The organism is Undibacterium sp. Ji49W (assembly GCF_049340205.1).
In the GTDB taxonomy this organism is placed as follows: Bacteria; Pseudomonadota; Gammaproteobacteria; order Burkholderiales; family Burkholderiaceae_D; genus Undibacterium.
This window is the reverse complement of record NZ_JBMPOW010000003.1, coordinates 23,258-49,352: the sequence shown is the minus strand read 5'-3', so window position 1 is coordinate 49,352 and position 26,095 is coordinate 23,258. Positions and strand designations below refer to the sequence as shown.

At 51.6% G+C, this 26,095-nt stretch carries 24 protein-coding genes and 2 tRNA genes; 3 read left to right on the top strand and 23 right to left on the bottom strand.

Features of this window, described 5'->3' with window-relative positions:
- Positions 1-21: 21 nt before the first annotated feature.
- Genes ACO0LK_RS04370 through tsaB form a run of 3 tightly spaced genes read right to left on the bottom strand, consistent with a single transcriptional unit; the run spans position 22 to position 2,199 of the window.
- Complete coding sequence (locus ACO0LK_RS04370) at positions 22-999, bottom strand: uracil-DNA glycosylase family protein (protein WP_422972556.1); 978 nt, start codon at positions 997-999, stop codon at positions 22-24.
- Positions 999-1,490, bottom strand: a complete 492-nt coding sequence (rimI, locus tag ACO0LK_RS04365) for a ribosomal protein S18-alanine N-acetyltransferase (RefSeq protein ID WP_422972554.1) — start codon at positions 1,488-1,490, stop codon at positions 999-1,001. Before rimI ends, ACO0LK_RS04370 begins: the two co-directional genes overlap by 1 nt.
- Before the next feature lie 16 nt (positions 1,491-1,506).
- Positions 1,507-2,199: a tRNA (adenosine(37)-N6)-threonylcarbamoyltransferase complex dimerization subunit type 1 TsaB gene (gene tsaB, locus ACO0LK_RS04360; protein WP_422972552.1), complete on the bottom strand. Its 693-nt coding sequence runs from the start codon at positions 2,197-2,199 to the stop codon at positions 1,507-1,509.
- A gap of 84 nt (positions 2,200-2,283) precedes the next feature.
- Here tsaB and ACO0LK_RS04355 point away from each other — a divergent pair, with 84 nt between their 5' ends.
- Positions 2,284-2,694, top strand: coding sequence for a thioredoxin family protein (locus ACO0LK_RS04355; protein ID WP_422972550.1), 411 nt, complete (start codon positions 2,284-2,286; stop codon positions 2,692-2,694).
- A 130-nt stretch (positions 2,695-2,824) separates the two neighbouring features.
- Here the strand turns inward: ACO0LK_RS04355 and ACO0LK_RS04350 are convergent.
- The 18 genes from ACO0LK_RS04350 to paaA form a co-directional block, all read right to left on the bottom strand.
- Positions 2,825-2,901: transfer RNA gene (locus tag ACO0LK_RS04350), tRNA-Arg, on the bottom strand.
- A gap of 245 nt (positions 2,902-3,146) precedes the next feature.
- Entirely contained in the window at positions 3,147-3,371 is a 225-nt protein-coding gene (locus ACO0LK_RS04345) for a hypothetical protein (RefSeq protein ID WP_422972548.1), read from the bottom strand.
- 199 nt (positions 3,372-3,570) lie between these two features.
- The gene (locus ACO0LK_RS04340; RefSeq protein WP_422972546.1) at positions 3,571-4,074 is read right to left on the bottom strand and encodes a tetratricopeptide repeat protein; all 504 of its coding nucleotides are present in this window, start codon (positions 4,072-4,074) and stop codon (positions 3,571-3,573) included.
- A gap of 134 nt (positions 4,075-4,208) precedes the next feature.
- A complete protein-coding gene (locus tag ACO0LK_RS04335; protein WP_422972544.1) occupies positions 4,209-4,601 on the bottom strand; it encodes a hypothetical protein in 393 nt (130 codons plus the stop codon).
- Positions 4,602-5,244: 643 nt separating this feature from the next.
- Positions 5,245-5,321, bottom strand: a tRNA-Arg gene (locus ACO0LK_RS04330).
- 57 nt (positions 5,322-5,378) lie between these two features.
- Entirely contained in the window at positions 5,379-7,256 is a 1,878-nt protein-coding gene (locus ACO0LK_RS04325; protein ID WP_422972542.1) for a potassium transporter Kup, read from the bottom strand.
- Between the two features lie 186 nt (positions 7,257-7,442).
- A complete protein-coding gene (locus ACO0LK_RS04320; RefSeq protein ID WP_422972540.1) occupies positions 7,443-10,271 on the bottom strand; it encodes an ATP-binding protein in 2,829 nt (942 codons plus the stop codon).
- Between the two features lie 206 nt (positions 10,272-10,477).
- Entirely contained in the window at positions 10,478-12,532 is a 2,055-nt protein-coding gene (gene paaZ, locus ACO0LK_RS04315; RefSeq protein WP_422972538.1) for a phenylacetic acid degradation bifunctional protein PaaZ, read from the bottom strand.
- Between the two features lie 56 nt (positions 12,533-12,588).
- Positions 12,589-13,188 carry a phenylacetic acid degradation protein PaaY gene (locus ACO0LK_RS04310; protein WP_422972536.1) on the bottom strand — a complete coding sequence of 200 codons (600 nt, stop codon included), beginning with the start codon at positions 13,186-13,188 and terminating at the stop codon, positions 12,589-12,591.
- A gap of 15 nt (positions 13,189-13,203) precedes the next feature.
- The gene (gene pcaF / locus ACO0LK_RS04305; RefSeq protein WP_422972534.1) at positions 13,204-14,406 is read right to left on the bottom strand and encodes a 3-oxoadipyl-CoA thiolase; all 1,203 of its coding nucleotides are present in this window, start codon (positions 14,404-14,406) and stop codon (positions 13,204-13,206) included.
- A 39-nt stretch (positions 14,407-14,445) separates the two neighbouring features.
- Entirely contained in the window at positions 14,446-15,774 is a 1,329-nt protein-coding gene (gene paaK, locus ACO0LK_RS04300; RefSeq protein ID WP_422972532.1) for a phenylacetate--CoA ligase PaaK, read from the bottom strand.
- Between the two features lie 60 nt (positions 15,775-15,834).
- Positions 15,835-16,317 (bottom strand): hydroxyphenylacetyl-CoA thioesterase PaaI, encoded by a 483-nt coding sequence (gene paaI, locus ACO0LK_RS04295; protein ID WP_422972530.1) that lies wholly within the window; start codon positions 16,315-16,317, stop codon positions 15,835-15,837.
- Positions 16,318-16,533: 216 nt separating this feature from the next.
- Positions 16,534-17,337, bottom strand: a complete 804-nt coding sequence (gene paaG, locus ACO0LK_RS04290; protein ID WP_422972529.1) for a 2-(1,2-epoxy-1,2-dihydrophenyl)acetyl-CoA isomerase PaaG — start codon at positions 17,335-17,337, stop codon at positions 16,534-16,536.
- Entirely contained in the window at positions 17,338-18,414 is a 1,077-nt protein-coding gene (gene paaE / locus ACO0LK_RS04285; protein WP_422972527.1) for a 1,2-phenylacetyl-CoA epoxidase subunit PaaE, read from the bottom strand. It lies immediately after the preceding gene.
- Positions 18,415-18,447: 33 nt separating this feature from the next.
- Positions 18,448-18,978, bottom strand: coding sequence for a 1,2-phenylacetyl-CoA epoxidase subunit PaaD (gene paaD, locus ACO0LK_RS04280; protein ID WP_422972525.1), 531 nt, complete (start codon positions 18,976-18,978; stop codon positions 18,448-18,450).
- Positions 18,972-19,751: a 1,2-phenylacetyl-CoA epoxidase subunit PaaC gene (gene paaC, locus ACO0LK_RS04275; protein WP_422972523.1), complete on the bottom strand. Its 780-nt coding sequence runs from the start codon at positions 19,749-19,751 to the stop codon at positions 18,972-18,974. The genes paaD and paaC overlap by 7 nt, the downstream gene beginning before the upstream one ends.
- Positions 19,752-19,798: 47 nt before the next feature.
- Complete coding sequence (gene paaB / locus ACO0LK_RS04270) at positions 19,799-20,083, bottom strand: 1,2-phenylacetyl-CoA epoxidase subunit PaaB (RefSeq protein ID WP_422972521.1); 285 nt, start codon at positions 20,081-20,083, stop codon at positions 19,799-19,801.
- Between the two features lie 208 nt (positions 20,084-20,291).
- The gene (paaA, locus tag ACO0LK_RS04265; RefSeq protein WP_422972519.1) at positions 20,292-21,281 is read right to left on the bottom strand and encodes a 1,2-phenylacetyl-CoA epoxidase subunit PaaA; all 990 of its coding nucleotides are present in this window, start codon (positions 21,279-21,281) and stop codon (positions 20,292-20,294) included.
- Positions 21,282-21,501: 220 nt separating this feature from the next.
- Between paaA and paaX the strand changes: the two genes are divergently transcribed.
- Positions 21,502-22,425: a phenylacetic acid degradation operon negative regulatory protein PaaX gene (gene paaX, locus ACO0LK_RS04260; protein ID WP_422972517.1), complete on the top strand. Its 924-nt coding sequence runs from the start codon at positions 21,502-21,504 to the stop codon at positions 22,423-22,425.
- A gap of 95 nt (positions 22,426-22,520) precedes the next feature.
- On the opposite strand, the gene aceB is transcribed toward paaX, so the two are convergent.
- Both aceB and ACO0LK_RS04250 read right to left on the bottom strand, forming a co-directional pair.
- Positions 22,521-24,107, bottom strand: a complete 1,587-nt coding sequence (gene aceB, locus ACO0LK_RS04255; RefSeq protein WP_422972515.1) for a malate synthase A — start codon at positions 24,105-24,107, stop codon at positions 22,521-22,523.
- A gap of 33 nt (positions 24,108-24,140) precedes the next feature.
- A complete protein-coding gene (locus ACO0LK_RS04250) occupies positions 24,141-24,824 on the bottom strand; it encodes a haloacid dehalogenase type II (RefSeq protein WP_422973028.1) in 684 nt (227 codons plus the stop codon).
- Positions 24,825-24,996: 172 nt separating this feature from the next.
- Between ACO0LK_RS04250 and ACO0LK_RS04245 the strand changes: the two genes are divergently transcribed.
- A complete protein-coding gene (locus tag ACO0LK_RS04245) occupies positions 24,997-25,902 on the top strand; it encodes a LysR family transcriptional regulator (RefSeq protein WP_422972513.1) in 906 nt (301 codons plus the stop codon).
- Positions 25,903-26,095: the final 193 nt, after the last annotated feature.

Here is a 26,095-nt window from a genome sequence, read left to right as displayed (position 1 = left end):
TGTGATATCCCTGGCATGTAATCAGGTAACAGGCATGGCCTGCATGGCCATGCACAAATCCACCCATGCCTTGCTTTTATCTGCCGGTTTGCGCAGCAGGTAAGCCGGATGGTAGGTCACCACCAGCGGGATATCATTGAAGTGATGCAAACGCCCCCTGAGCTGCCCTACCGGAGTTTCCAGATCCATGCCCAGCAGCGATACTGCCGCCGTCTTGCCCAGGGCAACAATCACCTGCGGCTGTATCAGCGCAATCTGTCTGTGCAGATACGGCAGGCAGGTAGCGATTTCATCGGCAGTAGGTGGTCTATCCTTGCCGTTTTCATCGGTAGGACGGCATTTGACGATGTTGGCAATATACGTCTGATCACCACGCGCCAGACCCAGGGCTTTCAGCATATTGTCGAGCAATTGTCCGGCAGCCCCGACAAAAGGCAGACCTTGCAAATTCTCGTTGTAGCCAGGGCCTTCGCCCACAAACAGCCATTTGGCGCGCTGATCGCCGGTACCAAACACTGATTTTGATCTACCCTTGCACAGGCCACAGGCACGACAGTTTTCTACCAATGGCTGCAATACTTCCCACGACATGCCGGATATTGGCGATGCGTCGGCATTTGTTTCTGTCTCTGCTTTTAACTGTATTACTGGCTTCGCTTCTGCCTGCGTTGCAACTTGTGGCGGCATGGCCTCTTCTTGCGACAATACTTGCGGGCGCAGTGACGGCATTTCGGGCTTGGTGACATCGACTTGTGGCTGTGACGGTGGATGTGCACGCTGCTCGCTGATCACAGGTTCTGCAAGCTTCGCGACCGGTGATGCATTCAATTCAACCGCTGCTATTTGCTGTGCTTGCACGTCAACAACATTAACCGGTGCATGCGCCACAACAGGCACCGGTGCTTCGGCTGGCATATCGGCACGGTGTCGCAATTGCCAGACCGGACCTATACCCAGTTCCTGCAACATGTGATGGCGATGTTGATCAAATGTAGACATCAGCAAGCCCTCCGCATGACAATGGCATCTTCGCGCTGTTCATCATGCGCGGGGTAATAGCCCTTGCGTACGCCAATGGCAGCAAAGCCCGCGCTTTCATACACGGCGATGGCACGCGCATTGCTGCGCCGGACTTCCAGCAAGATGGATACATAAAGGCGTTCATTCGCATAATCGAACAATTTATCGAGTAATAACTTACCCTTGCCCTGCCCCTGATGCGGCAAGTCCACAGCAAAATTCAAGAGATGCAATTCATCCAGAATCGGCATCACCACAAAATAGGCGAACAGCTCTTGCTCCGCATCGCACAAGCCATAAGCTTCATAGCCACTTAACAGCGAATCGGTAAAATTACCCCGCGTCCACGGATGGGTGTACACCCGTTCTTCTATCGTCAATATTCTGTCTATGTCGGCATAGCCAAGCTTGCACAAATCAGGCAATCCTGCCTGGACGGGCAAGCTGGATAAGGTAGGCGTCAAATTCATCACTCTCAACAATCTTTTAAACCAGTGCTTTTGCCTGTTCCCGCTCGGCCGTGGTCAGTGCAATTTTGTTGCGCAAATACAGAGGCTGCGCCTGCTCGGGCGGCAATTGCAAGCCAGCCTGCAATCCAACAAGACCCAGTGTTACCACCTGCGCCGCATGCGGCATGCACGCCAAACTGTCTGCACTGGCCGCAATCGCTTCCGGCAAGACGACACCATGGCCCAATACATAGGTGGGCGTCACAAAACCGACCAGCGGAAAGACATCATCAAGACGCGCCAGCGCTGGTGCCGATACCACTTCCCAGGCATTGCCGATAAAGCGATACTGCGCCCAATAGACTTCATTCATGCGTGCATCCAGTATGCAGACAAATTCGGCCAGATTTTTCTCACCCCTGGCAGACTCTGCCATTGCCTGCAAGCTCACCACAGGCAAAACTGGCAGGTCTGCGCCATAAGCCAACCCCTGCACAATGCCGCAAGCCGTGCGTATTCCTGTGAATGCGCCTGGCCCACAACCAAAGGCTATGGCAGCGCAATCCTGCAAGGCAACGCCAGCTTCTTTCAACAGCGCCTGAATAGCAGGCAAAATCCCTTGGGAATGCGTTTGCACGCCAGAAAGCTCACGCAGATACAGGCGCCCGTCCACCAGCACGGCTGCCGTCGCCAGTTCGGTAGAAGTTTCAATTGCTAATAAAATAGTCATGCCCGTATTTTACCGTGTTCCATTCAATTCAATGCTGGCTTTTGCCAGTCGCACCCGGTCGCCCAGTTCGGTTAAAATTGTCATATGAATGCAATCACGAATACCGAACACATCCCCTCCATCAAGGCAGAACTGGCAAACAAGGACTGGCTCATCGCCTGCCTGTGCGCCGCATGGTGCGACACCTGCAATGCTTATCGCACGGCGTTTGATAGCCTGGTACAACAGCACACCGACAAATGCTTTGCCTGGATAGACATCGAAGACCAGGCCTATCTGGTGGATGAAGTGGATATTCAGGACTTCCCTACCATCCTGATTCAATACCGTGACCAGGTCATCTTCCTGGGCACCGTACTGCCAGATCAGATGCAATTGCAAAGATTAGTCGCATCCATGACAGAACACACACCAGGCCCTGACATCAAACGCAGCGCAGTGAATCAGGATGCCCCGCAAGGCTGGAATATACGACAACTGATCCTGGCAAGCTGACAAAGCAGCCACAAGGCCGATAACTATGACCAACGGCCACAAGCCACACCATAGACAATAGCCATTTCGAAGGATGTTTCGACGCTGGAAAGACAAAAGGGACTAGATTTTCATCTAGTCCCTTTAAATCTGGTGCGGCTGGCAGGAATCGAACCCACGACCCCTTGGTTCGTAGCCAAGTACTCTATCCAGCTGAGCTACAGCCGCGAAAAACGAGAGTATAGCACGGGTAATCTGGAAATAAAAAGCCCTTTGGGCGAAATATTTTGGAAATTTGTAGGCCAAACGCTGGCCCCGAAGCTTCATGCCTCTCGATTATCGTCGAAACAGAAGCCAAATCTCAACGACATTTCTGCCATTATCCGAACCCATTCGAAGTGTCCAATATCCCCTAATTGAGACGAGAGACGAAATAAATACGAACCATCGAACGCTAAACAGCCTGGCCAGCCTTAGCTTTTAATTCTGAACGCAACCCCAACTAAAGTTGCGACCAAATAAGATATCGCAATAGCGGCACCCCCATACAAAACCACATCCCAAGTATTCGATATTAAGGTGCCAATGCCAAAAAATAACGAAATAGCAATTAAAGAAAACCAGATTACAAGCTCAACTCCCAATCCCATAGAAATAGCGTGCGCTTCGGTATACTCATTTGCCTCGGAACTATGCAAGGTACTCTCCGAAATATAAACTATTGCCACATTCCACAGTAATTTAAGACAAAATAAGCTCATCAAAATAAATAAAATAAAATTAAGAATCACTATTTACCTCGGCGGAAAAATCGTTTCTATTTTTTTAATATTTCTATCATCGTCGCCACAATTCTATTCAGCTTTGTGGAGTACTGCCCCCTGCCACTCAATCCAATTATTTCGTCAACCGTCCAGTCGCCAATAAATAATTCTTCCTGGCTTTTCGCCTAAGGTCTAATGGAGCTCGCTCAAGCTTTTGGTAAAGTTCGGCAGCCTCCTTAAACCTTCTTTGATCAAATAATGCGTTAGCCAGATTAAACAACACCCGGCATGCTTGCTCTTCGTCTGATTCACTCAAATCAAGGGCACGTCTGAAATAGCGCTCTGCAAGCTTTGGTCTTTTCAATTCGTCGTAGCAATTTCCGATCGCCATTAAGGCCTCCACATCATCAGGGTGGGTTCGCAAGGATTTTTGAAATGCAGATATTGCCTCTTGAAATTTATGCTGCCTGAAGAAAATGTCGCCCGCTGTGTACCAAGCGTGATTTCTATCACTTAAAAATTTTTCATTGATTTGACCAGTCTCAGGACTATACAAAAGATTCAATGCAGCAGATAAACTACCTCCTCGCAACAGGTTATGGATTTTTACAAATGGATTTTTAGTCGCCTCATTCATATGAAGTTTATTTATTGCACAGGCATCACAAATCCGGATGAACAATCAACGGCAAATCGAGCGCATCCGCAATTGCCCGCCCAAGCGCGAGCAGCCAACTACTATCACAAAGCAAATCCACGTCAACAATGTGATCAATCATCACTAGAAAAGTAATTATCCAAAAACAGCGGCACACCAAAATCAGCAAGCTTTCTAAACAGATCAGGTGAAAATCTTGGCCCTCCGTCAAAGCTTTGTTGAAAATGACCACACCACCAATATTTTTTACATTCCGCGAATTTAAAATCGATTAAATCTTTTTTTATAAACAGATCTCCAAGTACATGAAGGAGTCCATCTTCCAGCGAATCCCATTCAATTTGTGGTGTAGAACCGCCGTAAGACCAGAGTGAATTACGCCCATTATAATTTTCGTCCGAAGGATGCACCCAAACATGAGAAGGCTGCAAGCCCAATATGTCGCTTACCTCTGACGGGACTAAAAATCTGCCTTCAATCCTGAACGCAACGGTGTATTTATGCATTACCCACCTTTGATACAAGCAAGAACATCAGTATTCCAAGAAACTATTTGGCCGTAAAAAAAGAGCGCTTTTTACGTAGGTAAAATTTGGCACGCAATACGAAAAATACACTCAGCCCCATGGGCAGCAATACAAATAGGCAAGCGAACAGCAACGAAGAACATATGTAAAAAATGGTAGCCAATACCAAACTACTTATTGTCACCTGCCCCAAAACAAGAGCAATATTTTCATGACAAGCAAGACTTCGATTACAAGCCTTGCAACGCACCGGCAATCCAAATAAAACGGCCAGCGTTTTACCTGTTCGCGAGCAAGCGGTTCCGCCGCATTTGGGACAGGTCAATATAAACATGTTTTTGATTATCTATTGAACGTTCATCTGAACATTGATTGATTTTTCTGCCAATGACAGTGTTTACCTCGACAGCGATACGCATGCTTTAAGTACTGCTCGCGATTTTAGTCCGGCGAAAATAATTAATAAGGTGACTATATTAAGATAAAAAAACTGCAATTATTTTATTTTTTGAATTACATCAACATTTTGAATGTTCAACGCAGATCATCAGCTGTAAAGGCAGTCAAAAACCGTTTTCCCAAAGACAAAAGGGACTAGATTTTCATCTAGTCCCTTTAAATCTGGTGCGGCTGGCAGGAATCGAACCCACGACCCCTTGGTTCGTAGCCAAGTACTCTATCCAGCTGAGCTACAGCCGCGAAAGACCAAGATTATAGCATAGGCATTTTCAATTGATAAGCCCCCGCTGCCATTTTTTAGATTTCCACCTGTGAACCCACCTCAATGACACGGTTGCTGGGGATCTGATAGTAGTCGGCAGCATCACGGGCGATGCGGGACATGGCGACGAAAACGCTCTCGCGCCACATGGCCATACCGCTGCCAGGACTGGAAATAATGGTCTGGCGCGAAATGAAGTACGAAGTTTCCATTGCTTCAAAAGTCAGGCCATATTGTTCACACAATGCCAGCGCTGCCGGGATATCGGGTTCGTTCTTGAAACCGTAGAACACGTCGATCTGGAAGCAGGCATTACCCAAATCCGTCACCTTGACGCGGTTAGCGTATGGCACCCAGGGGATTTCCTTATTGTGCAATGTCAGGAAGACGACACGCTCATGCAGTATCTTGTTATGCGACAGATTATGCAGCAAGGCATGCGGTACACCGTCGGCTTCGCCACGCAGGAAGATAGCTGTGCCCGCTACCCTGACCGGTGGTGAAACGAACAGGGATTCCAGGAAATCTTCCAGCGGAATAGCATGTTTTTTAAGGTTGTCGAACACCAATTCGCGCCCACGCTTCCAGGTCATCATCAAAGTGAATATGACGATACCCAGCACGACCGGGAACCAGCCGCCATGGAAAAACTTCAGCACGTTGGCAGAGAACAGTGAGACGTCGATAAACAGGAAGAAACCGGTCGCTGCAAAACACAGCAGGGGATTGTATTTCCAACCGTAGCGAATCACAAAGAAGGTCAGCAAGGATGTTACGAGCATGGTGCCGGTAACTGCAATACCGTAGGCAGAAGCCAGGCTGGATGAAGAACCAAAGCCAATCACCGCTGCGACCACGACGGCCAGTTGCAACCAGTTCACGGCAGGGATATAAATCTGCCCGATTTCATGGGTTGAAGTATGTACGATTTCCATTCTTGGCATGATGCCCAGAGCGATGGCCTGTTTGGTCATGGAGAAGGTACCGGAGATGGTCGCCTGCGAGGCAATCACGGTTGCCACGGTAGACAAGATCACCAGCGGATATACGCTCCACGCACCCAGTTGCTGGTAGAAAGGATTGCCTACGGCTGCCGGGTTACCCAGCAGGAGTGCGCCCTGCCCCAGATAATTCAGTGCCAGCGAGGGGAAGACAATCATGAACCAGGCTGAACGGATAGGCTTGCTGCCAAAGTGGCCCATGTCTGCATACAGCGCTTCAGCCCCGGTGAATGCCAGTACCACAGCACCCAGCGCCAGGAAGGCCAGCAACTTTTGTTCAACCAGGAAACCAATGGCGTGACCAGGGTTGAGCGCCCACAAAATGCCGGGCACTTTGATGATGTTATAGATGCCCATGCCAGCCAGCACCAGAAACCAGATGACCATGATGGGACCAAACCATTTACCTATGCCGGCTGTACCCTTGTATTGCACTGAATACAATAACAACAGCACCACCAGGGTAATCGGTACGACGTAGGGGGTAAAAGCAGGCGTTGCCACTTCCAGCCCTTCAATCGCCGACAAGACTGAAATGGCGGGTGTTATAACACCATCGCCATAAAACAGTGATGCCCCGAACAAGCCCAGGACCAGCAGTGTGAAATGCCATTTGGAAGATTTACCGACCGATTCCAGCGCCAGCGCTGTCAGGGCCATGATACCGCCTTCACCGCGATTATCTGCACGCAAGATCAGGGTGACATACTTGATTGCGACAATAATCAGCAGCCCCCACAGTATCAGCGAAACTACGCCGAAAATATTCGCTTCATTGAGTGGCAGGCCATGTTCTTTTGAAAACACCTCTTTCATCGTGTAAAGAGGGCTTGTTCCTATATCGCCATATACGATGCCGACAGCAGCCAGCGTTAACCCTGTGAGGCTGCTTTTTGTGTGTTGATTAGCCAATTGTGTACCTTGTTATTATTGGTGCATTGCACAATAGGTGATTCCGTCATTATTTTCAAGTAAGTGCAACAAAAAAACGGTGCTTGACAAGCATCAAATTCAGGAGTTCTTTTTACAAAAAATTTACACGAATCAATGTCTATTTACTACTTCTCTCTACAGGATAGCCAGGCTGCGGTACCGCAATCAAACTGTGAGTGGCAAATCCAGGAAGAAACTGGTACCTGCACCTACACTGCTTTTGACGCTTAACTGACCATGCAATATAGAAGTTGCAATGTTATAGCAAATATTCAGACCCAGACCGCTACCTCCTTGCCCCAGTTTAGTCGTAAAAAAGGGATCGAAAATACGTTTTTGATTTTCTTCGGGTATGCCCGCCCCGTCGTCTGAAAAACCGATCAGTACGCGTTGCTCGTCCACTATGGATACGTCGATACGCATGTGGCCGGATTCGACGTGATCAAAGGCATGCAGGATGGAATTTTCCACCAGGTTGCTGATCACCTGGCCCAGCGACCCGGGGTAACTGTCCATATGGATGTTATAGGGCACGTTGAGCTCTATCGTATGACCTGTCTGGGTGATGCGTATGTTCAGTGTGGCAATGATATCGTGCAAGACCTGGCGCAAATCAAAGCTGCGTCTTTGCTCTGAAGTGCGGTCCACCGCCACCTGCTTGAAACTGCTGACCAGGGTGGCTGCACTGCTCAGGCCCCGCATCAGTATCTCGGAAGAGGTTTTGACTTCTTCACAAAAGTTGTTCAGGTCAGAACGACGCAGGGTCTGGCCTTGCAGCTTGCTGTGCAGGACCTTGCTGCTATCCTGCAAGGTGCTGGCGACCAGCAGGCAATTGCCTATTGGTGTATTGAGTTCATGTGCGACACCGGCTACCAGTGAGCCCAGGGCTGCCAATTTTTCTTGTGCCAGCAAATGTTCCTGGGTTTGTTTCAGGCGCAGATAGGCATCGGCATTACCCAGCGCAATTGCGCCATAGGCACACAGCGAGCGGAAAATCATTTTCTCGCGTGCGCCATACACAAGCTGGCGGGAAGACTGTATGGTCATGGCGCCCAACACACGCTCGCCGATAATCAAGGGCGCAAACAGCATGCTATGTACTTTTTCTGTACCGGGTATCAGGCCGGGCAGATCGTCTTCGCCGGCCAGCTCGATGGAAATCTCGCTTCTTTCTTTTACACAGCGCACTGAATTAGAGACTTCGCTTTGCATGTAGACGGTATCCGGTTCTATTGGCACGCCGTTTTCCACACCAAAGGCAGAAGTCATGCTTTGCTGGTCATCATTCATGAGGTAAATGACAAAGGCGGTAACATGCAGTAAATCATGCACATGACGGTTGAGTGCATCGAAGACGGCCTCGGCATCCAGGCTACCGGTAATTTCCTGCCCTATCGCGCCCAGTTTTTCCAGCACGGCGCTGGTCTGTTGCAAGACTTCGGCGCGCTCTGCCTCGGCAGCGGCCAGTTGGCGAAGGTGTTCGCTTTCTGCCTTCATGAGTTCAGTCTGCTGATTCAACTGCATGGCATTGACGCGATGTGCTGCATCCTGGTTATGAATTTTTTCTCGCGCAGCAATCGCTTCGCGATTGTATTCATAAGCTTCTTTAAAGCTGCCGACAGCAGCATAGGCATTTGCCAGTTCCTGATACAGTTCGCCCGGCACAGCAAAGCCGCCAATATGGCTGGCAATATCCATAGCCATGCCAAGATAATACAGCGGCGCGCTGGCTGCCTGCATGTCGGCAGGGGGTGGCAAAAAATGCCGTGCATGCAAAGCCGCCAGCACCCGCAAGACTTCAATATGGCGATAACTGTCCTTGCTGTGACGCACCAGCTCCAACGCATCCAGCGCGGCCAATTGCGCTTCTTGCGCCTGCCCCAGTTGCGACAAGGCCGCCGCATAACCACGGCGCGAACCTATCCTAAAATCAAGATGGTCTTTATTGTCAGCCCAAAATATCAGTTCAGAAAAACTCTTCAGCGCGACATCAAAATCACCACGATCCAGCGACAAATCGCCCAGGTAGCGCAAGGCCAATAAATGTGAGCGTGAACCGACGACATTGTTCAGAATGGGAAAGGCGCTTTCCAGCATTTCCTTGGCGCTATCAAGTCGCCCCAGACGGCGCAGAGTTTCTGACATCTGGATGAGGCAACTGGCGATACTGTTGGGCCAGCCAGCTTCGCGGGCAAGATTCAAGCCTTCCTGTATCCAGCGCAAGGCGGCCTGATGATCCCGCATGATGTTGAACGAATCCCCAACATTGCTGGCGATACTGATCATGCGTCTTTTTTGGCCGTATTGCCGGGCGAATTCAAATACCTGTATGCCACGTGCAGCCGATTGTGCAAAATCACTGCTGACGGAAGAGGTATAAATCTGGAATTCGTTGGCGTAACTGTTGACGAACGGGTCGTCCACTGCCGTCGCTGGATCATGGCTGGCGTTCCAGCGTTCGATAGCGCGTGGCAGGTTGCGCAATACCATCTGGTTGACCAGTAAAGATTCGGCCACGACTTCTCGCATGCCGTCCTGGGCCTGGCGTGCAAACAGGATGGCCCGTTCGACTTCCACCTCCATCACCTGCATCTCGCCTTTCAGCAAACCAACACAGGCCAGCAGGTAATGTGCATCTGCTGCCAACATGGCTGTGTGGCGCGTTCTTTCATGCTCAGACAGTTGCAGACTCATTTCTGTCATTTGCTGCGCATTATCAAACTCACCAAACAACCAGGCGACTTCGGCCCTGACCAGCATCAGCCTGGCAAGTATAAGGTCAGATTGAGGATTGTTTTTTGACGTGACGGCAGGCAGCGACAATTCTTGCAGCAACTGTTCTGCGGCATCCGCCAACTTTAGCGCCCTGCCCGTGTCACGCTGACGTAAATGCCAGGCCAACCTGATCATCACGTTCAGTAATTCTTGTCCCTGCAAACACGGCAACTCGCATTCCCATTGTTTTACTTCGTCATCAGTAACGAACATGTCCATGGGATAAACGCTGATCTCAAGAGGCTAAGGTGGCTGGAATAAGTCCTGTTTCAGAAATAGTATCAGATGAATGGAAAAAAGTTCACTTTATCCCATATCAGTTCAACATCATTTTAATAATGTTAACAAAAAGCTGCCATACATAAGCATGGCAAGCCTGGTGTAAGCAAGCCATGTTAATACTAAGACACAACTTCAGATCCAGACTATGCAATTGCACCGCCTTTTTTAGCAACCAATGTCAAAATGTCATAGGACGCGACCAGTTCATTATCTTGATTGGTCACTTCCACATCCCAGGCCACTACGCCCTGCCCCACGCCTTTGGCATCTTTCTTTTGTCGGTCTATCTTGCGCTTGCAAGTCAGACGCGCGCGTATGGTGTCACCTATGCCTACCGGTTTGATGAAACGCAGGGTATCGAGACCATAGTTTGCCAGGACGGGGCCAGGCGCGGGTGACACGAATAAACCGGCAGCAGCCGACAACACAAAGTAGCCATGCGCAATACGCTTGCCGAAAGGACTTTCTTTGGCAGCGATCTCATCAAAATGCATGTAGAAAAAATCGCCGGACAAACCACCAAAGCCAACAATATCAGCTTCACTGACAGTGCGTCTGTGCGTCAGCAAGGACATACCGATCTGCAAATCTTCAAAATAACGGCGGAAAGGATGAACATCGGATTCGAGCACGGCCGCGCCACGCACATGTTCTGCCGTCACTGCCGCCAACATGGAGGGGGAACCCTGTACGGCAGCTCTTTGCAAATAATGTTTGACGGCGCGGCTGCCACCCAGTTCTTCACCACCACCAGCACGGCCAGGGCCGCCATGCTTTAATTGCGGCAAGGGGGAGCCATGGCCGGTTGATTCTGGTGCAGATTCAGCATTCAAGATCATCACGCGACCATGCCGTGCCGCCATATGTGGTATCGCCATGGCCGCAATATGCGGGTCTTTGGTGACCAAGGTAGCCACCAGGCTGCCGCAACCTTTTGCGGCCAGCGTCAATGCTTCCTGCATGTCCTGATAAGGCATCAGGGTCGTCACTGGGCCAAAGGCTTCAATCTCATGCACCGCTGAATTTTCCATAGGCTGACGACAGACGATCAGGGTTGGTGAAACGAAAGCTCCCTGCTCCAGCCCGTCACCCTGCAATTGCGTGGGCACAGTGCCACCGCAGATGATTTGATTGCCTGCTGCCAGTTGTTGAATGCTGGCGAGTACATCGTGCTGCTGGGCGCGGCTGGCCAGTGGCCCCATGCGTACGCCTTCAAGACGAGGGTCACCTACAATTGTTTTCTCCAGCCTGGCGCGTATCTTTTCGGCCACGGCATCCAGTTGTGAAGCAGGCACCATGGCTCTGCGTATGGCCGTGCATTTTTGCCCTGCCTTGGCCGTCATTTCACGCACCACTTCTTTGACATACAGATCCAGTTCTTCATCACCAGCAACTACATCCGGCCCGAGTATTGCGCAATTCAGTGAATCAGCTTCGGCGTTGAAGGGGATGGAACGGCGCACGATATTTGGATGTACCTTCAATTGTGCTGCGGTGGCCGCAGAACCGGTGAAGGTGACGACATCGGTTTCTTCCAGCAAATCAAGCAGGTTGCCAGTGGAACCGATGACCAGTTGCAGGCTGCCCTCCGGCAGCAAGCCACTGGTATGAATTTGCCTGACCAGTGCCTCGGTCAGATACGATGTTGCAGTCGCCGGTTTGACGATGCATGGCATGCCCGCCAAAAAGCTGGGAGCAAATTTTTCCAGCAAACCCCAGACCGGAAAATTGAAGGCATTAATATGCACAGCCACACCCTGGCGCGGCACCAGGATATGCGTGCCGGAGAAGTGTCCCTGTTTGCCTAAAGGCATGGCCGGGCCTTCGTGCACCACATTCCCGGACGGGAATTCATTCGTGCCTATGCTGGCGTAGGCAAATACGGTACCTGCGCCACCTTCTATATCTATCCAGCTATCGCTACGCGTCGCACCGGTGTGGGATGAAATGGCGTATAGCTCTTCCTTGTGTTCAGTCAGGTATTTGGCCAGGGCGCGCAGGATGGCGGCACGCTGCTGGAAATCCAGCGCCAGCAAGTTTTTCAGGCCCACCTGTCTCGCATAAGCCAGCGCTGCGCCAAAGTCCAGGGCTTCGACATGGCTGGCGTAAATCGCGCTGCCATCAATGGCGCTATGCAGGATTTGTTGTGGCTCTGTACCTGTCCATACACCGGCTATCCAGCTTTGCAAAATTTTCATGGATTACTCTCTTAAATAATCAGATATTCAGATACGCAGATCAGGACTTGGTGCCATCAGGTCTTAGTACTATATGTTGGCAAGCCTGCTGCCAGCGCAATGCGCGGGCGATTTTCTTCGACTGCAGTCAGCGCTTCCACTTCCTGCATACTGGCGAGTGAGCGCCTGGTCAGTGCATGATATTGCGCCGTGCCTTCGGTCTTCCAGGCGATTTCTTCATCACGCAAGACACGCGCAATGCGTGCCGGTGCGCCCATGACCAGGCTGCATGGCGGTACGTCCATACCGGCTTTGACAAAGGACATGGCAGCGACGATCGACGATTCACCAATGAAAGCCTTGTCCATGACCACGGCATTCATGCCCACCATGGCATTTTTGCCTATATGACAGCCATGCAGGACAGCTCCATGACCGATATGCCCGTCCTGCTCCACCACCGTATCGCTATCGGGGAAACCGTGGATAACACAGGTATCCTGCACATTCGCGCCGTCTTCCAGAACGATACGGCCAAAATCACCACGCAGGCTGGCAGACGGGCCGATATAACAGCCAGGCCCGACGATCACATCGCCTATCAGCGTGGCACTGGGGTGTACATAGGCTGTAGGGTGCACCACCGGGATCAGGCCGTCGATTGCGTAGATAGTCATGCCATATCCTTGGCTTCAGGCACGTTCGATGATGAGGGCGATACCCTGACCTACACCTATGCACATGGTGCACAGTGCGTAACGGCCATTGATGCGCTCCAGCTGGTTCAGTGCGGTCGTTACCAGACGTGCACCAGATGCACCCAATGGATGGCCTATCGCGATTGCGCCACCATTTGGATTGACATGTGCCGCATCATCCGCCAGACCAAGATCACGCGTGACTGCCAGGCCCTGTGCAGCAAAGGCTTCGTTAAGTTCGATGACGTCCATCTGCGCCAGGCTCAAGCCAGTTTGCGCCAGCAGTTTACGGGTTGCCGGCGAAGGGCCAAACCCCATGATGCGTGGCGCCAGACCTGCCGTCGCCATACCGACGATACGGGCACGTGCTGTCAGGCCATGCTGCTTTACCGCAGCATCGGAAGCCAGCAACAAGGCGCAGGCACCGTCATTCACGCCAGATGCATTGCCAGCAGTGACTGTGCCGTCTGGCTTTACCACGCCTTTAAGGCGAGTCAGCACGGCGAGATCTGTATCGGGCCGTGGGTGTTCATCTGTACTGAACAGGATGGCTTCGCCCTTCTTTTGCGGGATACTGACGGGAATAATTTCCCCGGCAAAAAAACCGGCAGCGTTGGCGGCAGCCCAGCGTTGCTGGCTGCGCAGAGCAAAGGCATCCTGGTCAGCGCGATTAATGCCAAATTGTTCGGCAACGTTTTCTGCGGTTTCCGGCATGGAATCGATGCCGTATTTTGCCTTCATCAAGGCATTCACAAAACGCCAGCCTATGGTCGTATCTTCTATTTTTGCTGCACGTGAAAAAGCACTGTCGGCCTTGGCCATGACAAAGGGTGCACGCGTCATGCTTTCTACACCACCGGCAATGATCAGCGAGGCTTCACCCGATTTGATGGCACGCCCGCCTATGCCTATGGCATCCAGACTGGAACCGCACAGGCGGTTAATAGTGTTTGCAGGAACATCCACCGGCAAGCCTGCCAGCAGTGCCGCCATGCGACCTACATTGCGATTATCTTCGCCAGCCTGATTGGCGCATCCATAGTACACATCGTCCACCAGTTTCCAGTCGACACCGGCATTACGTTCTATCAATGCCTTGACCGGCAGGGCTGCCAGGTCATCGGTACGTATATTGGCCATGGCACCGCCGTAACGGGCGAATGGGGTTCTGACGGCATCACATATCCATGCTTCCATAATCTTTATCCTGGTCTCTTATAGGTTAGTATTTTTTCTTCATGCCTTAGGGCGCTTGTCTACGACGCGTCTGGCTTTGCCAACCAGGGTGCGTTCTATGCTGTTGGCTGGCAATATGCTGACCTTACAGCTGACACCGATAAAGGTTTTGATATGGTGTTCAAGCTGTAGGCGCAGTTGCTGAACATCCTGCTCTGACAAGGTACCAGATATTTCGGGGCGCAGTTCAGCTACGATGTCGAGCTTGTCCATGTGCCCATCACGCGCCACCACCAGTTGATATTGCGGCGCCAGTTGCGGATGTTTGAGTATCAGTTCTTCTACTTGCGTGGGAAATAAATTTACACCACGTATGATGAGCATGTCATCAGAACGCCCGGTGATTTTTCCCATGCGGCGCATGGAGCGTGAAGTCGGCGGCAGTAAGCGCGTCAGGTCGCGGGTACGGTAGCGTATGACGGGGAAAGCTTCCTTGCTCAACGAAGTAAATACCAGTTCACCCTCTTCGCCATCAGGTACCACCTCCCCGGTATCCGGGTTGATGATTTCCGGGTAAAAATGGTCTTCCCAGATCACCGGACCATCTTTGCTTTCTATACATTCACTGGCAACACCCGGACCCATCACTTCTGACAATCCATAGATATCAACGGCGTCGATACCGGCACGCATTTCGATTTCACTGCGCATGGCATCGGTCCATGGCTCGGCACCGAAGATGCCAATTCGCAGCGAGGTGTTGGCAGCATCTATACCCTGGCGCGTCATTTCTTCTATGATATTGAGCATATAAGAAGGCGTGACCATGATGATGGATGGCTGGAAATCCTGTATCAGTTGCACCTGTTTTTCTGTCTGCCCGCCAGACATGGGGATGACTGTACACCCCAGTCGCTCTGCCCCATAATGCGCACCCAGGCCACCGGTGAACAGGCCATAGCCATATGAAATCTGCACGATATCGCCTGCACGCCCACCAGCAGCGCGTATCGAACGTGCTACCAGGCTTGCCCAGGTATCAATATCTTTTTGTGTGTAACCGACTACGGTCGGTTTGCCTGTGGTACCACTGGAAGCATGCACCCTCACCACTTTTTCACGCGGTACGGCAAACATGCCGAAGGGATAGTTGTCGCGCAAATCCTTCTTGCCGGTGAATGGAAATTTCGCCAGGTCGGCCAGGGTTTTCAAATCATCGGGATGCACGCCCGCCGCATCAAAACTGGCGCGGTAATGCGCGACATTGTTGTACACATGCTGCAAGGTCCATTTCAGTCGCTGCAATTGCAGGGCCTGGAGTTCATCCTTGCTGGCGGTTTCTATTGCGTCCAGGCCTGTAGCTTTTTTTCTGTCTGTGTTGTCTGCCATGTTTTGTCTCCCGCTCACTTATCCTGATTTCGTTTCTATGATTGATGGCTAAACACAAGGTCAATTTGGAATTGCGTTTTCTTGCAATACCAGACCTGGTACAACTTCCGCGTTCAGCTTATGTGATTTGCCACGGAACAGCGCGATCAATTGGCCATGTTGATTAGTCAGGCGCGCATCGTAAATGCCGGTGCGGCCAGTCAGTGATTGCTCTGTCGCAGTCGCGGTGATGACATCACCTTCGCGCCCTGGTGACAGAAATTCTATGCTGCATCCGGCAGCGACAGTGACATGGTTGCGGCTATTGCAGGCAAAGGCAAAAGCGCTGTCAGCCAAGGTAAACAAATAACCACCGTGGCAGGTTTTATGCCCGTTCAGCATGTCAGGCCTGATCAACATGCTGAGTGTCGCCGTACCTTCGGCCACATGAGCTAACTGCATATTCAGCCCGCGCGTTGCGGCATCGCTGGCGAACATGGCGGCAGCAGTCAGTTCTGCCATGTGCTGACTGTCTTTGGCAAATTGCGTGGTTTCTGTGCTCATTTATGCTTTTCCTCGGGCAGATCAAACTTATAGAACTTACGCAAAACCGCCCCAAAGCGTTGTAGCGCCTAGTCGTACTAAAGTACTGCCTTCGTCGCTGACGGTGTAGTCGGGGTTTCAGGCAACATGTTGCCTGCCGACGAAACGAACCTCCCCTGAAAGGGAGGTTTCCTAAAAGCGATAGCCTTGTTGGGACAATTTTGCGAAAGTCCAAACTTACTTGCCAACAAACTTGGGCGTGCGCTTCTCTACAAAGGCAGCCACACCTTCGCGATAATCTTCGCTTTGCCCCAGTTCACGCATCATATTGGTTTCCAATATCAGTTGCTGTTCCAGGGTGTGCTGCGGGCTGGCGTAGATTGCCTGCTTGGTGAAGGCCAGGCCCTTGGTCGGGGCAGATGCAAAATGCGTGGCCATAGCCATGGTTTCAGCCTGCAACTGATCATCATCCACACATTTCCAGATCAGCCCCCATTGCTCTGCCTGTTCGGCACTGATTTTGCCACCCAGCATGGCTGCCCCCATGGCTCTGGCTGTGCCCAGGGCGCGTGGCAGAAAGTATGTGCCACCGGTATCCGGTATCAGGCCCAGCTTGCAAAAAACTTCAACAAAACTGGCAGAACGTGCTGCCAATACGATGTCGCAGGCCAGTGGCAGGTTGGCACCCGCACCGGCTGCCACACCATTCACAGCACAAATAACCGGGATGGGTAAAGCACGTAAGGCCAGCACCAGCGGTGCATAGTATTTTTCAACTGACGCACCCAGGTCTGGTGGCGCTGCATCGGCCGCATTATCTCCTTTCACGGCGCGATCAGATAAATCCTGGCCTGCACAAAAGCCGCGTCCGGCGCCAGTCAGCACCATGACCCGTATAGAGGCGTCGGCCCGCAAGGTGGCCAGCGCATCCTGTATTTCCAGATGCATGGCAACGTTGAAACTATTAAGCTTTTCCGGGCGGTTCAGGGTCAGGTGGGCAATGCCGTCACTGATGTGAAACAGGATGTGGGAATAGTCCATTCAATTCTCGCTATCAAAATCCAGGGTCAGGGTATCGCTGACCGGGAAGCTCTGGCAGGTCAGCACGAATCCGCGTGCCACTTCGTAATCTTCAAGGGCATAATTCCTGTCCATATCGACCTTACCCTCCACCACTTTGGAGCGGCAGGTCGAACACACGCCACCCTTGCAAGAATAACGCATATCATGCCCCAGCTTCAGGGCTGCATCCAGTACAGATTCCTTATCTTTTTCCATATCGAAATGGGTGTGATGACCATCCATGATAATCGTCACGGCGCAAGACGATTTGCCAGGCAAAGGCTTGACGCTGGCGACATGCCGGTGCGCCGGTATGCTGGCAGCAAACAACTCGACCTTGATCTGCTCTTTGGGCATGCCGCGCTGTTGCAGCGCAGCGCTGACGGCATGCATCATGTCTTCCGGCCCGCAGATGAAGGCGGCATCCATGTCGTCTATGCGTATCCATTGATCAAACAGGTTCATGCATTTTTCTGCACTGATGCGGCCATTGAACAAGTCTATATCCTGTTGCTCGCGGCTCATGATGTAGATCAGGTTCAGGCGCTGCAGGTAACTGTCTTTCAATGCTGCCAGTTCTTCCTTGAACATGACAGTCGATGATGCGCGATTGCCATATACCAGGGTAAATTTGCTGCGTGGCTCTGCTTGCAGCGTGGTTTTGATGATGGATAACAAGGGGGTGATGCCACTACCCGCTGCAAATGCCAGATAGTGTTTCTCGTGTTCAGCAGCCAGGGGAAGATTGAAATGCCCCATGGCAGGCATGACATCGATAGCCATTCCTGCACGCAGGCTGTCGTGCACCCAGTTGGAAAATACGCCGCCCTGCACGCGCTTGATGGCGACCCGCAATTGTGCATCCTGCACGGCAGAACAAATCGAGTACGAACGCCGTATATCTTCACCAGCGATTTGTGCACGCAGGGTCAGGTGTTGGCCTTCACGATAGATAAACTGTTGTTGCAAGTTGGCCGGCACGGCAAAACTCAACACTACGGCATCGCGGGTTTCTGGCCGTATCTGACTGACTGTCAGCGGATAAAATTTGCTCATGTATTGTCGTCTCCTTTTATTTTTATTATTCGCTCAGTGCGGTTTGAAGTAATCAAAAGGTTCCAGACAACCCTTACATTTATACAGGGCCTTGCAGGCAGTTGATCCAAACTGGCTGACCAGTTGAGTATCGACAGAACCACATTGTGGGCAAGCAATGGCTGGCTGCACTTCGCGATAACGTTGTATGGATGAGATATCCACCACCTGTTGCTGTGGCGGTGCGATACCATAGCCGCTTAGCTTTTGTTTGCCTGCTTCCGTCATCCAGTCTGTATTCCAGGCAGGCGACAGTTGATACACGATGCTGGGTGTGTTGATGCCGTGCGACTGTAATGCCTTGCCGATTTCCTCGGCAATCACATCCATGGCCGGGCAACCAGAATAGGTGGGCGTAATCGTGATCACACATTCTGTGCCCCGCCATTCTACCGCACGGATAATGCCCAGGTCCGTCACTGAAATAACCGGAATTTCCGGGTCACTGACTTCACCCAGCCATTGCCAGATCTGCCCTGTGCTGGCAGGCGGATAATTCACATCTGCTGTAGCGTTGCTTACCATTGCGCCCCCGGATAGGCACGCTGCAAGAACTGCATTTCTGCCAGCAGGTAACCCATGTGTTCAGTATGCACACCTTGCTTGCCACCCTTTTGCATCCAGCTATTGGCATCCGGCAGGTGCAAGGTGGCAGCATGCATGACATCAGCCAGATGAATATCCCAGGCTGACTTCAATTGTGAAGGCAAGGGAGCGATACCTGCTTCATGCATAGCGACATCAACATCATCATCCATGAACATTTCACCAGTGAAGCGCCACAATTCGTCCAGCGCCGCCTGCATCATTTTCTGACTCAATTCGGTACCATCACCAAGCCGGACCACTAGATCGCTGCTGCGGCGCAAATGGTAGGTGACTTCTTTCAGGGATTTTTCTGCAATGGCAGCGATCTGCTGATCGGTAGATAGCTGCAATGCATGCAGATAGTGGTAATGCCAGGTATCAAACAGAAATTGCCGCATCAGGGTATCGGCATAAGTGCCGTTCGGCTGTTCGAGCAACAAGAAATTATGGAAGTCGTGGGCGTCACGCAAGAATGCCAGATCGTCTTCTGTACGGCCCTTGCCTTCCAGTTCCGCTGCGTAGCTATACCAGAGCCTGGCCTGGCCTATCAGGTCAAGGGCAACATTAGTCAGTGCCATGTCTTCTTCCAGCGCTGGCCCCTTGCCACACCATTGCGACAGGCGCTGGCTCAAGATAATGGCATGATCAGCCAGGCGCAAAACATGGCTGAACTTGTCATTGTGCTTGTGATTGAACTTATCCTCTGACATCTCAATTCTCCAGAATTATTTAGCTATGATGTATAGACGCAGTTCAATCAAAGATTCTTGACTTCATCCGGCATGGGGAAGAAAGTCGGATGACGATAGACCTTGCTGTTCGATGGTTCAAACAGGGCATCCTTGTCGCCGGGGCTGCTGGCAAAGATATCGCCGGCCCGCGCCACCCAGATGCTGACGCCTTCATTGCGGCGCGTGTACACGTCGCGCGCATGGTTGATCGCCATTTCTGCATCCGGTGCATGCAGACTGCCTACATGCTTGTGCGCCAGACCGTGCTGGCTGCGGATGAATACTTCCCACAGGGGCCATTCTTTGCTCATGATCGGTCTCCAGTATTTTTATTAGGACTTACGCAAAATTGTCCCAGCAAGGCTATCGCTTTTAGGAAACCTCCCTAGCAAGGGAGGTTCGTTACGTCGGCAGACAACATGTTGTCTGAAACCCCGACTGCACCGTAGCGACGAAGACAGTACGAATAGCACGGCCAGGCGCTGCAACGCAGCTGGGGCGGTTTTGCGTAAGTCCTATTTATGCAATTTTTTTATTGTCTTGCTGCCTGTCTGCATGCGCCTGCAAGGCATCACGGAACCAGGCACCATCTTCATAAGCCTTGACACGGGTGCGCAGGCGTTCACGGTTGCAGGGGCCATTGCCTTTCAAGACCTGGTAAAACTCATCCCAGTTGATGTCACCAAAATCATAATGGCCACGTTCTTCATTCCACTTGATGGCGGGGTCGGGCAGTTGCAAGCCCAGATATTCAATTTGTGGCACGGTCTGGTCGACCATACGCTGACGCAACTCGTCATTCGAAAAAAGCTTGATACGCCATTGCGCCGATTGCGCGCTGTTCACCGATGCCGCATCTGAGGGGCCAAACATCATCAGCGCTGGCCACCAGTAACGATTCAATGCATCCTGCGCCATGGCTTTTTGTTCTGCTGTGCCACGGCACAGTGCCATCATGATGTCGTAACCCTGGCGCGCATGGAAGGATTCTTCCTTGCAGACGCGTATCATGGCGCGTGAATAAGGACCGTAAGAGCAGCGGCACAGCGGTATCTGATTGATGATGGCAGACCCGTCGACCAGCCAGCCTATGGCACCCATGTCAGCCCAGCTCAGAGTTGGGTAATTGAAAATGCTCGAATATTTGGCTTTGCCGGAATGCAGGTCAGCCAGCAGCTCATCACGTGATACCCCAAGGGTTTCAGCAGCGCTGTACAGGTACAGGCCATGCCCTGCTTCATCCTGGATTTTGGCCAGCAGGATGGCTTTGCGCTTCAGGGTAGGTGCACGGGTTACCCAGTTCCCTTCAGGCAACTGACCGACGATTTCGGAATGCGCATGCTGCGAAATTTGCCTTATAAGGGTTTTTCTATAGGCATCAGGCATCCAGTCTTTGGCTTCAATGCGGATACCGGCATCGATTCTGTCCTGGAAGGCGCGCTCTGCATCACTTAATTCTTCGGACGTGCGGACTTTTGAAAGACCTGTTTCCACTAATTGTGCATACATGACAACATCCCCTTCTGAGTACTTTGTAAAGATACAAAAACTTGATCTGCCTCAAACAAATTATATGATACAGTTTTTATTGACGTTAGTGTTTTTTTGTATCATTTAATTTAAACAGGCATTTCCCCATGACAATAGCAGGATGTAAATCTGCGTGTGCAGAGCCAGGCTTGGGTAAAATCTGTCTGACATCATCTGGGCTCTAACCTAAAAGTATCGTATGCGAAATGAAGCAAAAATCCAGGACTGGATAGAACTAAGCATCGCCAGGGATCCGCCACGCGCCAAATCATTGGTGATGACGGTGTTTGGCGATGCCATCGCGCCGCATGGCGGCAGTATCTGGCTGGGGGAGCTGATCACGCTGATGGGCCATTTCGGCATCAGTGACCGCCTGGTGCGCACCAGCGTCTTCAGACTGACTGACGAAGGTTGGCTGGAAGCGCAGCGCGATGGCCGTCGCAGCAGCTATCAACTGGCAACGGCCACTTATGCCCGCTTCCAGCATGCGTATAAAAGGGTGTACACACAGCAATCACCAGTCTGGGACAAACACTGGACGCTACTGATTGCCAGTAATAGCGATGCAGGCACCGGCAATAAAAACCAGTTGAAGAAAGAATTAAGCTGGGAAGGCTTCCGCCAGATCAATACCGGCGTCTTTGCTCACCCACAGGCAGACAGTGTGGCCTTGCAGGACATTCTGGATCGCACAGGTTACCGCAATCAATTGCTGATCTGTAGCGCCAGGGATGATGAACAGTTACTCGGCCTGCCCCTGCATTCACTGATCAAGTCACACTGGCAACTGGATGAAGTCAATGCCAGCTACCAGAAATTCATCGACAACTTTTCCCCTCTGTTGAAATTAATCAGCAACCAGGATTTGCAAGCACCTGCCGCCTTCGTCATACGCAGTCTGCTGATCCACAATTTCCGTCGCACGCAATTGCATGATCCGCACCTGCCGACAGAATTACGCCCGGCTGACTGGGCTGGCAGCAAGGCCTATCAGTTGTGCCGCGCTGTGTATCAATGCTGCTATCAACAGGCAGAACAATTGCTATCTGAAGCGCTGGACGGCAGCAGCAGCGGCAGCACCGGCCCCGCTACGCCCGATCTGCAACAGCGCTTTGCCGACTGACAGGCACAAGCGACAAAATAAAAACGCGGACCAGCTATAAACTAGTCCGCGTTTTTTAATCTGCCACTATCAGGCCAGCATTCTATTTATGATGATCAGATCTCTTCATACAAAGGCAGAGTCAAAAATTCAGCAAAATTTTCTGAAGTCGACATCTCTTCAAAAATTTGCGCTGCGCGGTCATAAGTTGCACCTGTGCCAGCGACTTCCTTGACCTTGACCAGTTCTTCCGGAATCATGGCACGCACCATGTCGGCAGTGACCTTGCGGCCGTCTTCCAGATTACCTTTGGCCGAGCGTATCCATTGCCAGACCTGGGAACGGCTGATTTCTGCCGTTGCCGCATCTTCCATCAGGTTATGGATAGGCACGCAACCATTGCCAGCCAGCCATGCCCCCAGGTAATGAATACCAACGTTGATGTTGTAACGCAGGCCTGCTTCGGTGATTGGTGTTTCTGGCTGGAAGTTCAGCAAGTCCTTGGCGCTGACTTCGATATCCGGGCGCTGTTTGGAAATCTGGTTCGGTGCGTCGCCCAGGACCTTTTTGAATTCTGTCATGGCCAGTTCAACCAGGCCTGGATGTGCAACCCAACCGCCATCGTAACCATCCGTGGCATCACGGGCTTTGTCATTACGTACACCGCCCATGGCGATTTCGTTTTTCTCAGGATCGTTCTTGATAGGGATCAGTGCTGCCATACCGCCGATGGCCGGTGCATTACGCTTGTGGCAGGTTTTCAGCAACAGCAAGGCATATGAGCGCATGAAAGGCGCCGTCATGGTGACCTTGGCACGGTCTGCCAGACAGAAATCTTTATCGTTCTTGAATTTTTTGATGCAAGAGAAAATATAATCCCAGCGACCGGCGTTCAGGCCAGAGCTATGCTCACGCAGTTCATACAGAATCTCATCCATCTCGAAAGCAGCGACGATGGTTTCGATCAGCACTGTGGCCTTGATGGTGCCTTGCGCCAGGCCGGTTTCATTTTGTGCCATGACGAAAATATCATTCCACAAACGTGCTTCCAGATGGGATTCCATCTTCGGCAGGTAGAAATAAGGGCCAGCGCCGCGCGCCAGTTGCTCTTTGGCGTTATGGAACAGGAACAGGGCAAAATCAAAGATGCCGCCAGAGATGCGCTTGCCATCAACCAGTACATGTTTTTCATCCAGATGCCAGCCGCGTGGACGCACGACCAGGGTGGCGATCTTGTCATTCAGTTTGTAGGACTTGCCGTTTTGTTCCAGGCTGATAGTGCGGCGCACGGCGTCACGCATATTGATCTGGCCGGTGATCTGATTGTCCCAGTTCGGGGTATTGGAATCTTCGAAATCTGTCATGTAACTGTCAGCGCCTGAGTTAAAGGCGTTGATGACCATCTTGCGTTCTACCGGGCCGGTGATTTCTACACGGCGGCATTCCAGTGCTTTGGGGATAGGCGCAATTTTCCAGTCGCCTTCGCGGATATGCAGGGTTTCTGGCAAAAAGTCTGGTGTCTCGCCAGCATCCAGGCGTTTGGCACGTTCCACGCGAGCAGCCAGCAATTCCTGGCGGCGCGGTTCAAATGCGCGACTCAGTTTGGCAACCAGGGCCAGTGCTTCAGGTGTCAGAATCTCGGCAAAGCCTGGCTTGATTTCGCCAGTAATTTGCATGCCTTCAGGTAAAGTCAGTTGTGTCATGATGGTCTCCAGAAAAAATAATGTAAAACGAAATCAGTGGCGGTGTTTTTCAACAAACGCGATCAGGTCTTGCAGGCTGCGCCCTTCGCCATGCGGCGTGACGCCCAACTGTTCCAGCGGCGCATTTTGCCGGTTGACCCAGAATGTGGTGTAACCAAACCAGGTGGCGCAACAGGCATCCCAGCAATTACTGGATACAAACAGGATATTCTTGGCCGGCACACCAAATACATCAGGTGCCATTTGGTAGGCTTCGGGCGCAGTCTTGAATTTTTTGACGACCTCAACCGACAGCAAATGACTGAACAGGCCCTGCATGCCAGCCGCATCAACAGCTGACTGTAGCATGTGCAGATTACCGTTCGATAAAATCGACATCTTCAAACCCTGCTTGTGCAAATCTTGCAGTACGGGCAGGTTTTCAGGGAAGGCTTGCAGGCGCGCATACTGGCCCATCAGGGTATTTTGTGCATCCAGACTCAGTTCCAGCCCCAGCTTCTGGCAACAGAAAATCAAGGCATCCTGCGTCACTTCCCAAAATGGCTTGTACATGCTGCACATGGTACGCAGACGTGTGTATTCAATCTGCTTATCACGCCATAATTCTGCCAACAGCCGCCCCTTGCCGGGAAACAGCTTGTCTGCCTGTTCACTGATGGAATACACATCGAACAGGGTACCGTAAGCGTCAAAAGCGATGGCTGATATGGGCATGATTTCAGGACTGTATGGTCAGGGTATTAAAAATGCATCAAAAGTGAGGTTTCAAAATTTTGAATTCAAATAACATGAATGCAGTATATTCAATATAAAATCACATAATCATCGAATTTCATCACTACATCTTTTCATTTTAGTTGCAAATGGAAGATTAACCAGCCAGGTTGCCATGGATCAGTTCAAACAAATCTCGACTTTTGCCGAAGTGGCAACACGCGGCAGCCTGTCAGCCGCAGCAAGGGCCGAAGGCGTCGCCCCCGCCATGATAGGCCGTCGCCTGGATGCGCTGGAAGAACGCCTGGGCGTCAAGCTCTTGCAGCGTACCACCCGCAAGCTGGCGCTGACCAATGAAGGCGAAGCCTTTCTGGAAGATTGCCAGCGCATACTGGCTGACCTGGAAGCAGCAGAGGGCGCCGTGTCTGAACGTAGCGCCCGCGCCAGCGGCACGCTGACAATTTCAGCCCCAGCAGGTTTTGGCCGGCAGCATGTGGCGCCACTGATGCCATCTTTCCTGAGCGAGCATCGCGATGTCAAACTGACGCTGAGCCTGAATGACCGTGTGGTGGACCTGATCGGTGAAGGTATAGACGTGGCGATACGCATCGCCGCCCTGACCGATTCCAACCTCATCGGCGTCAAACTGGCGGACAACAAGCGCGTGGTAGTTGCCTCACCTGCTTACATCAAGCGTCATGGCACACCACAGACGCTGGACGAACTCAGCAAGCATAACTGCCTGGCTTTCAGCGCCGATGGCAGCCAGCGTGGCTGGACCTTTCGCCAGAACGGCAAGAATGTCACGCTGAAGGTGGAAGGCAATATGGTCTGCAATGATGGCGAGGTCCTGCATGACTGGGCGCTGTCAGGCAAGGGTCTGGCCTGGCGCTCGATGTGGGAAGTGGGGGCAGAAATTGAAAGCGGCAAACTGGTCACCGTACTGGATGAATTCAATGCACCAGGCAACGATATCTACGCCATATTCGCCCAGCGCCGCCACCTGCCCCTGCGCATACGTGCCTTCATCGACTTCCTGCGGCATGCCTACAGCCAGCCGAATTACTGGAAGAAATCGTGATTCCACTTTTATTTTTCTGGCGCTAACAGCGCTCACATATTTATATCGAAACCAAGGGATTGAGTAAATTGAGTAAGCCAGATCAAGGCCATGAGAATAAGGCTAGGTGGAGACAGAATAAACCTGAAATTTTAGACCTGCTCGCGGTGAAGAAAAAGGTGATTTGATAAATATCAGTGATGGTTCTAGTTGA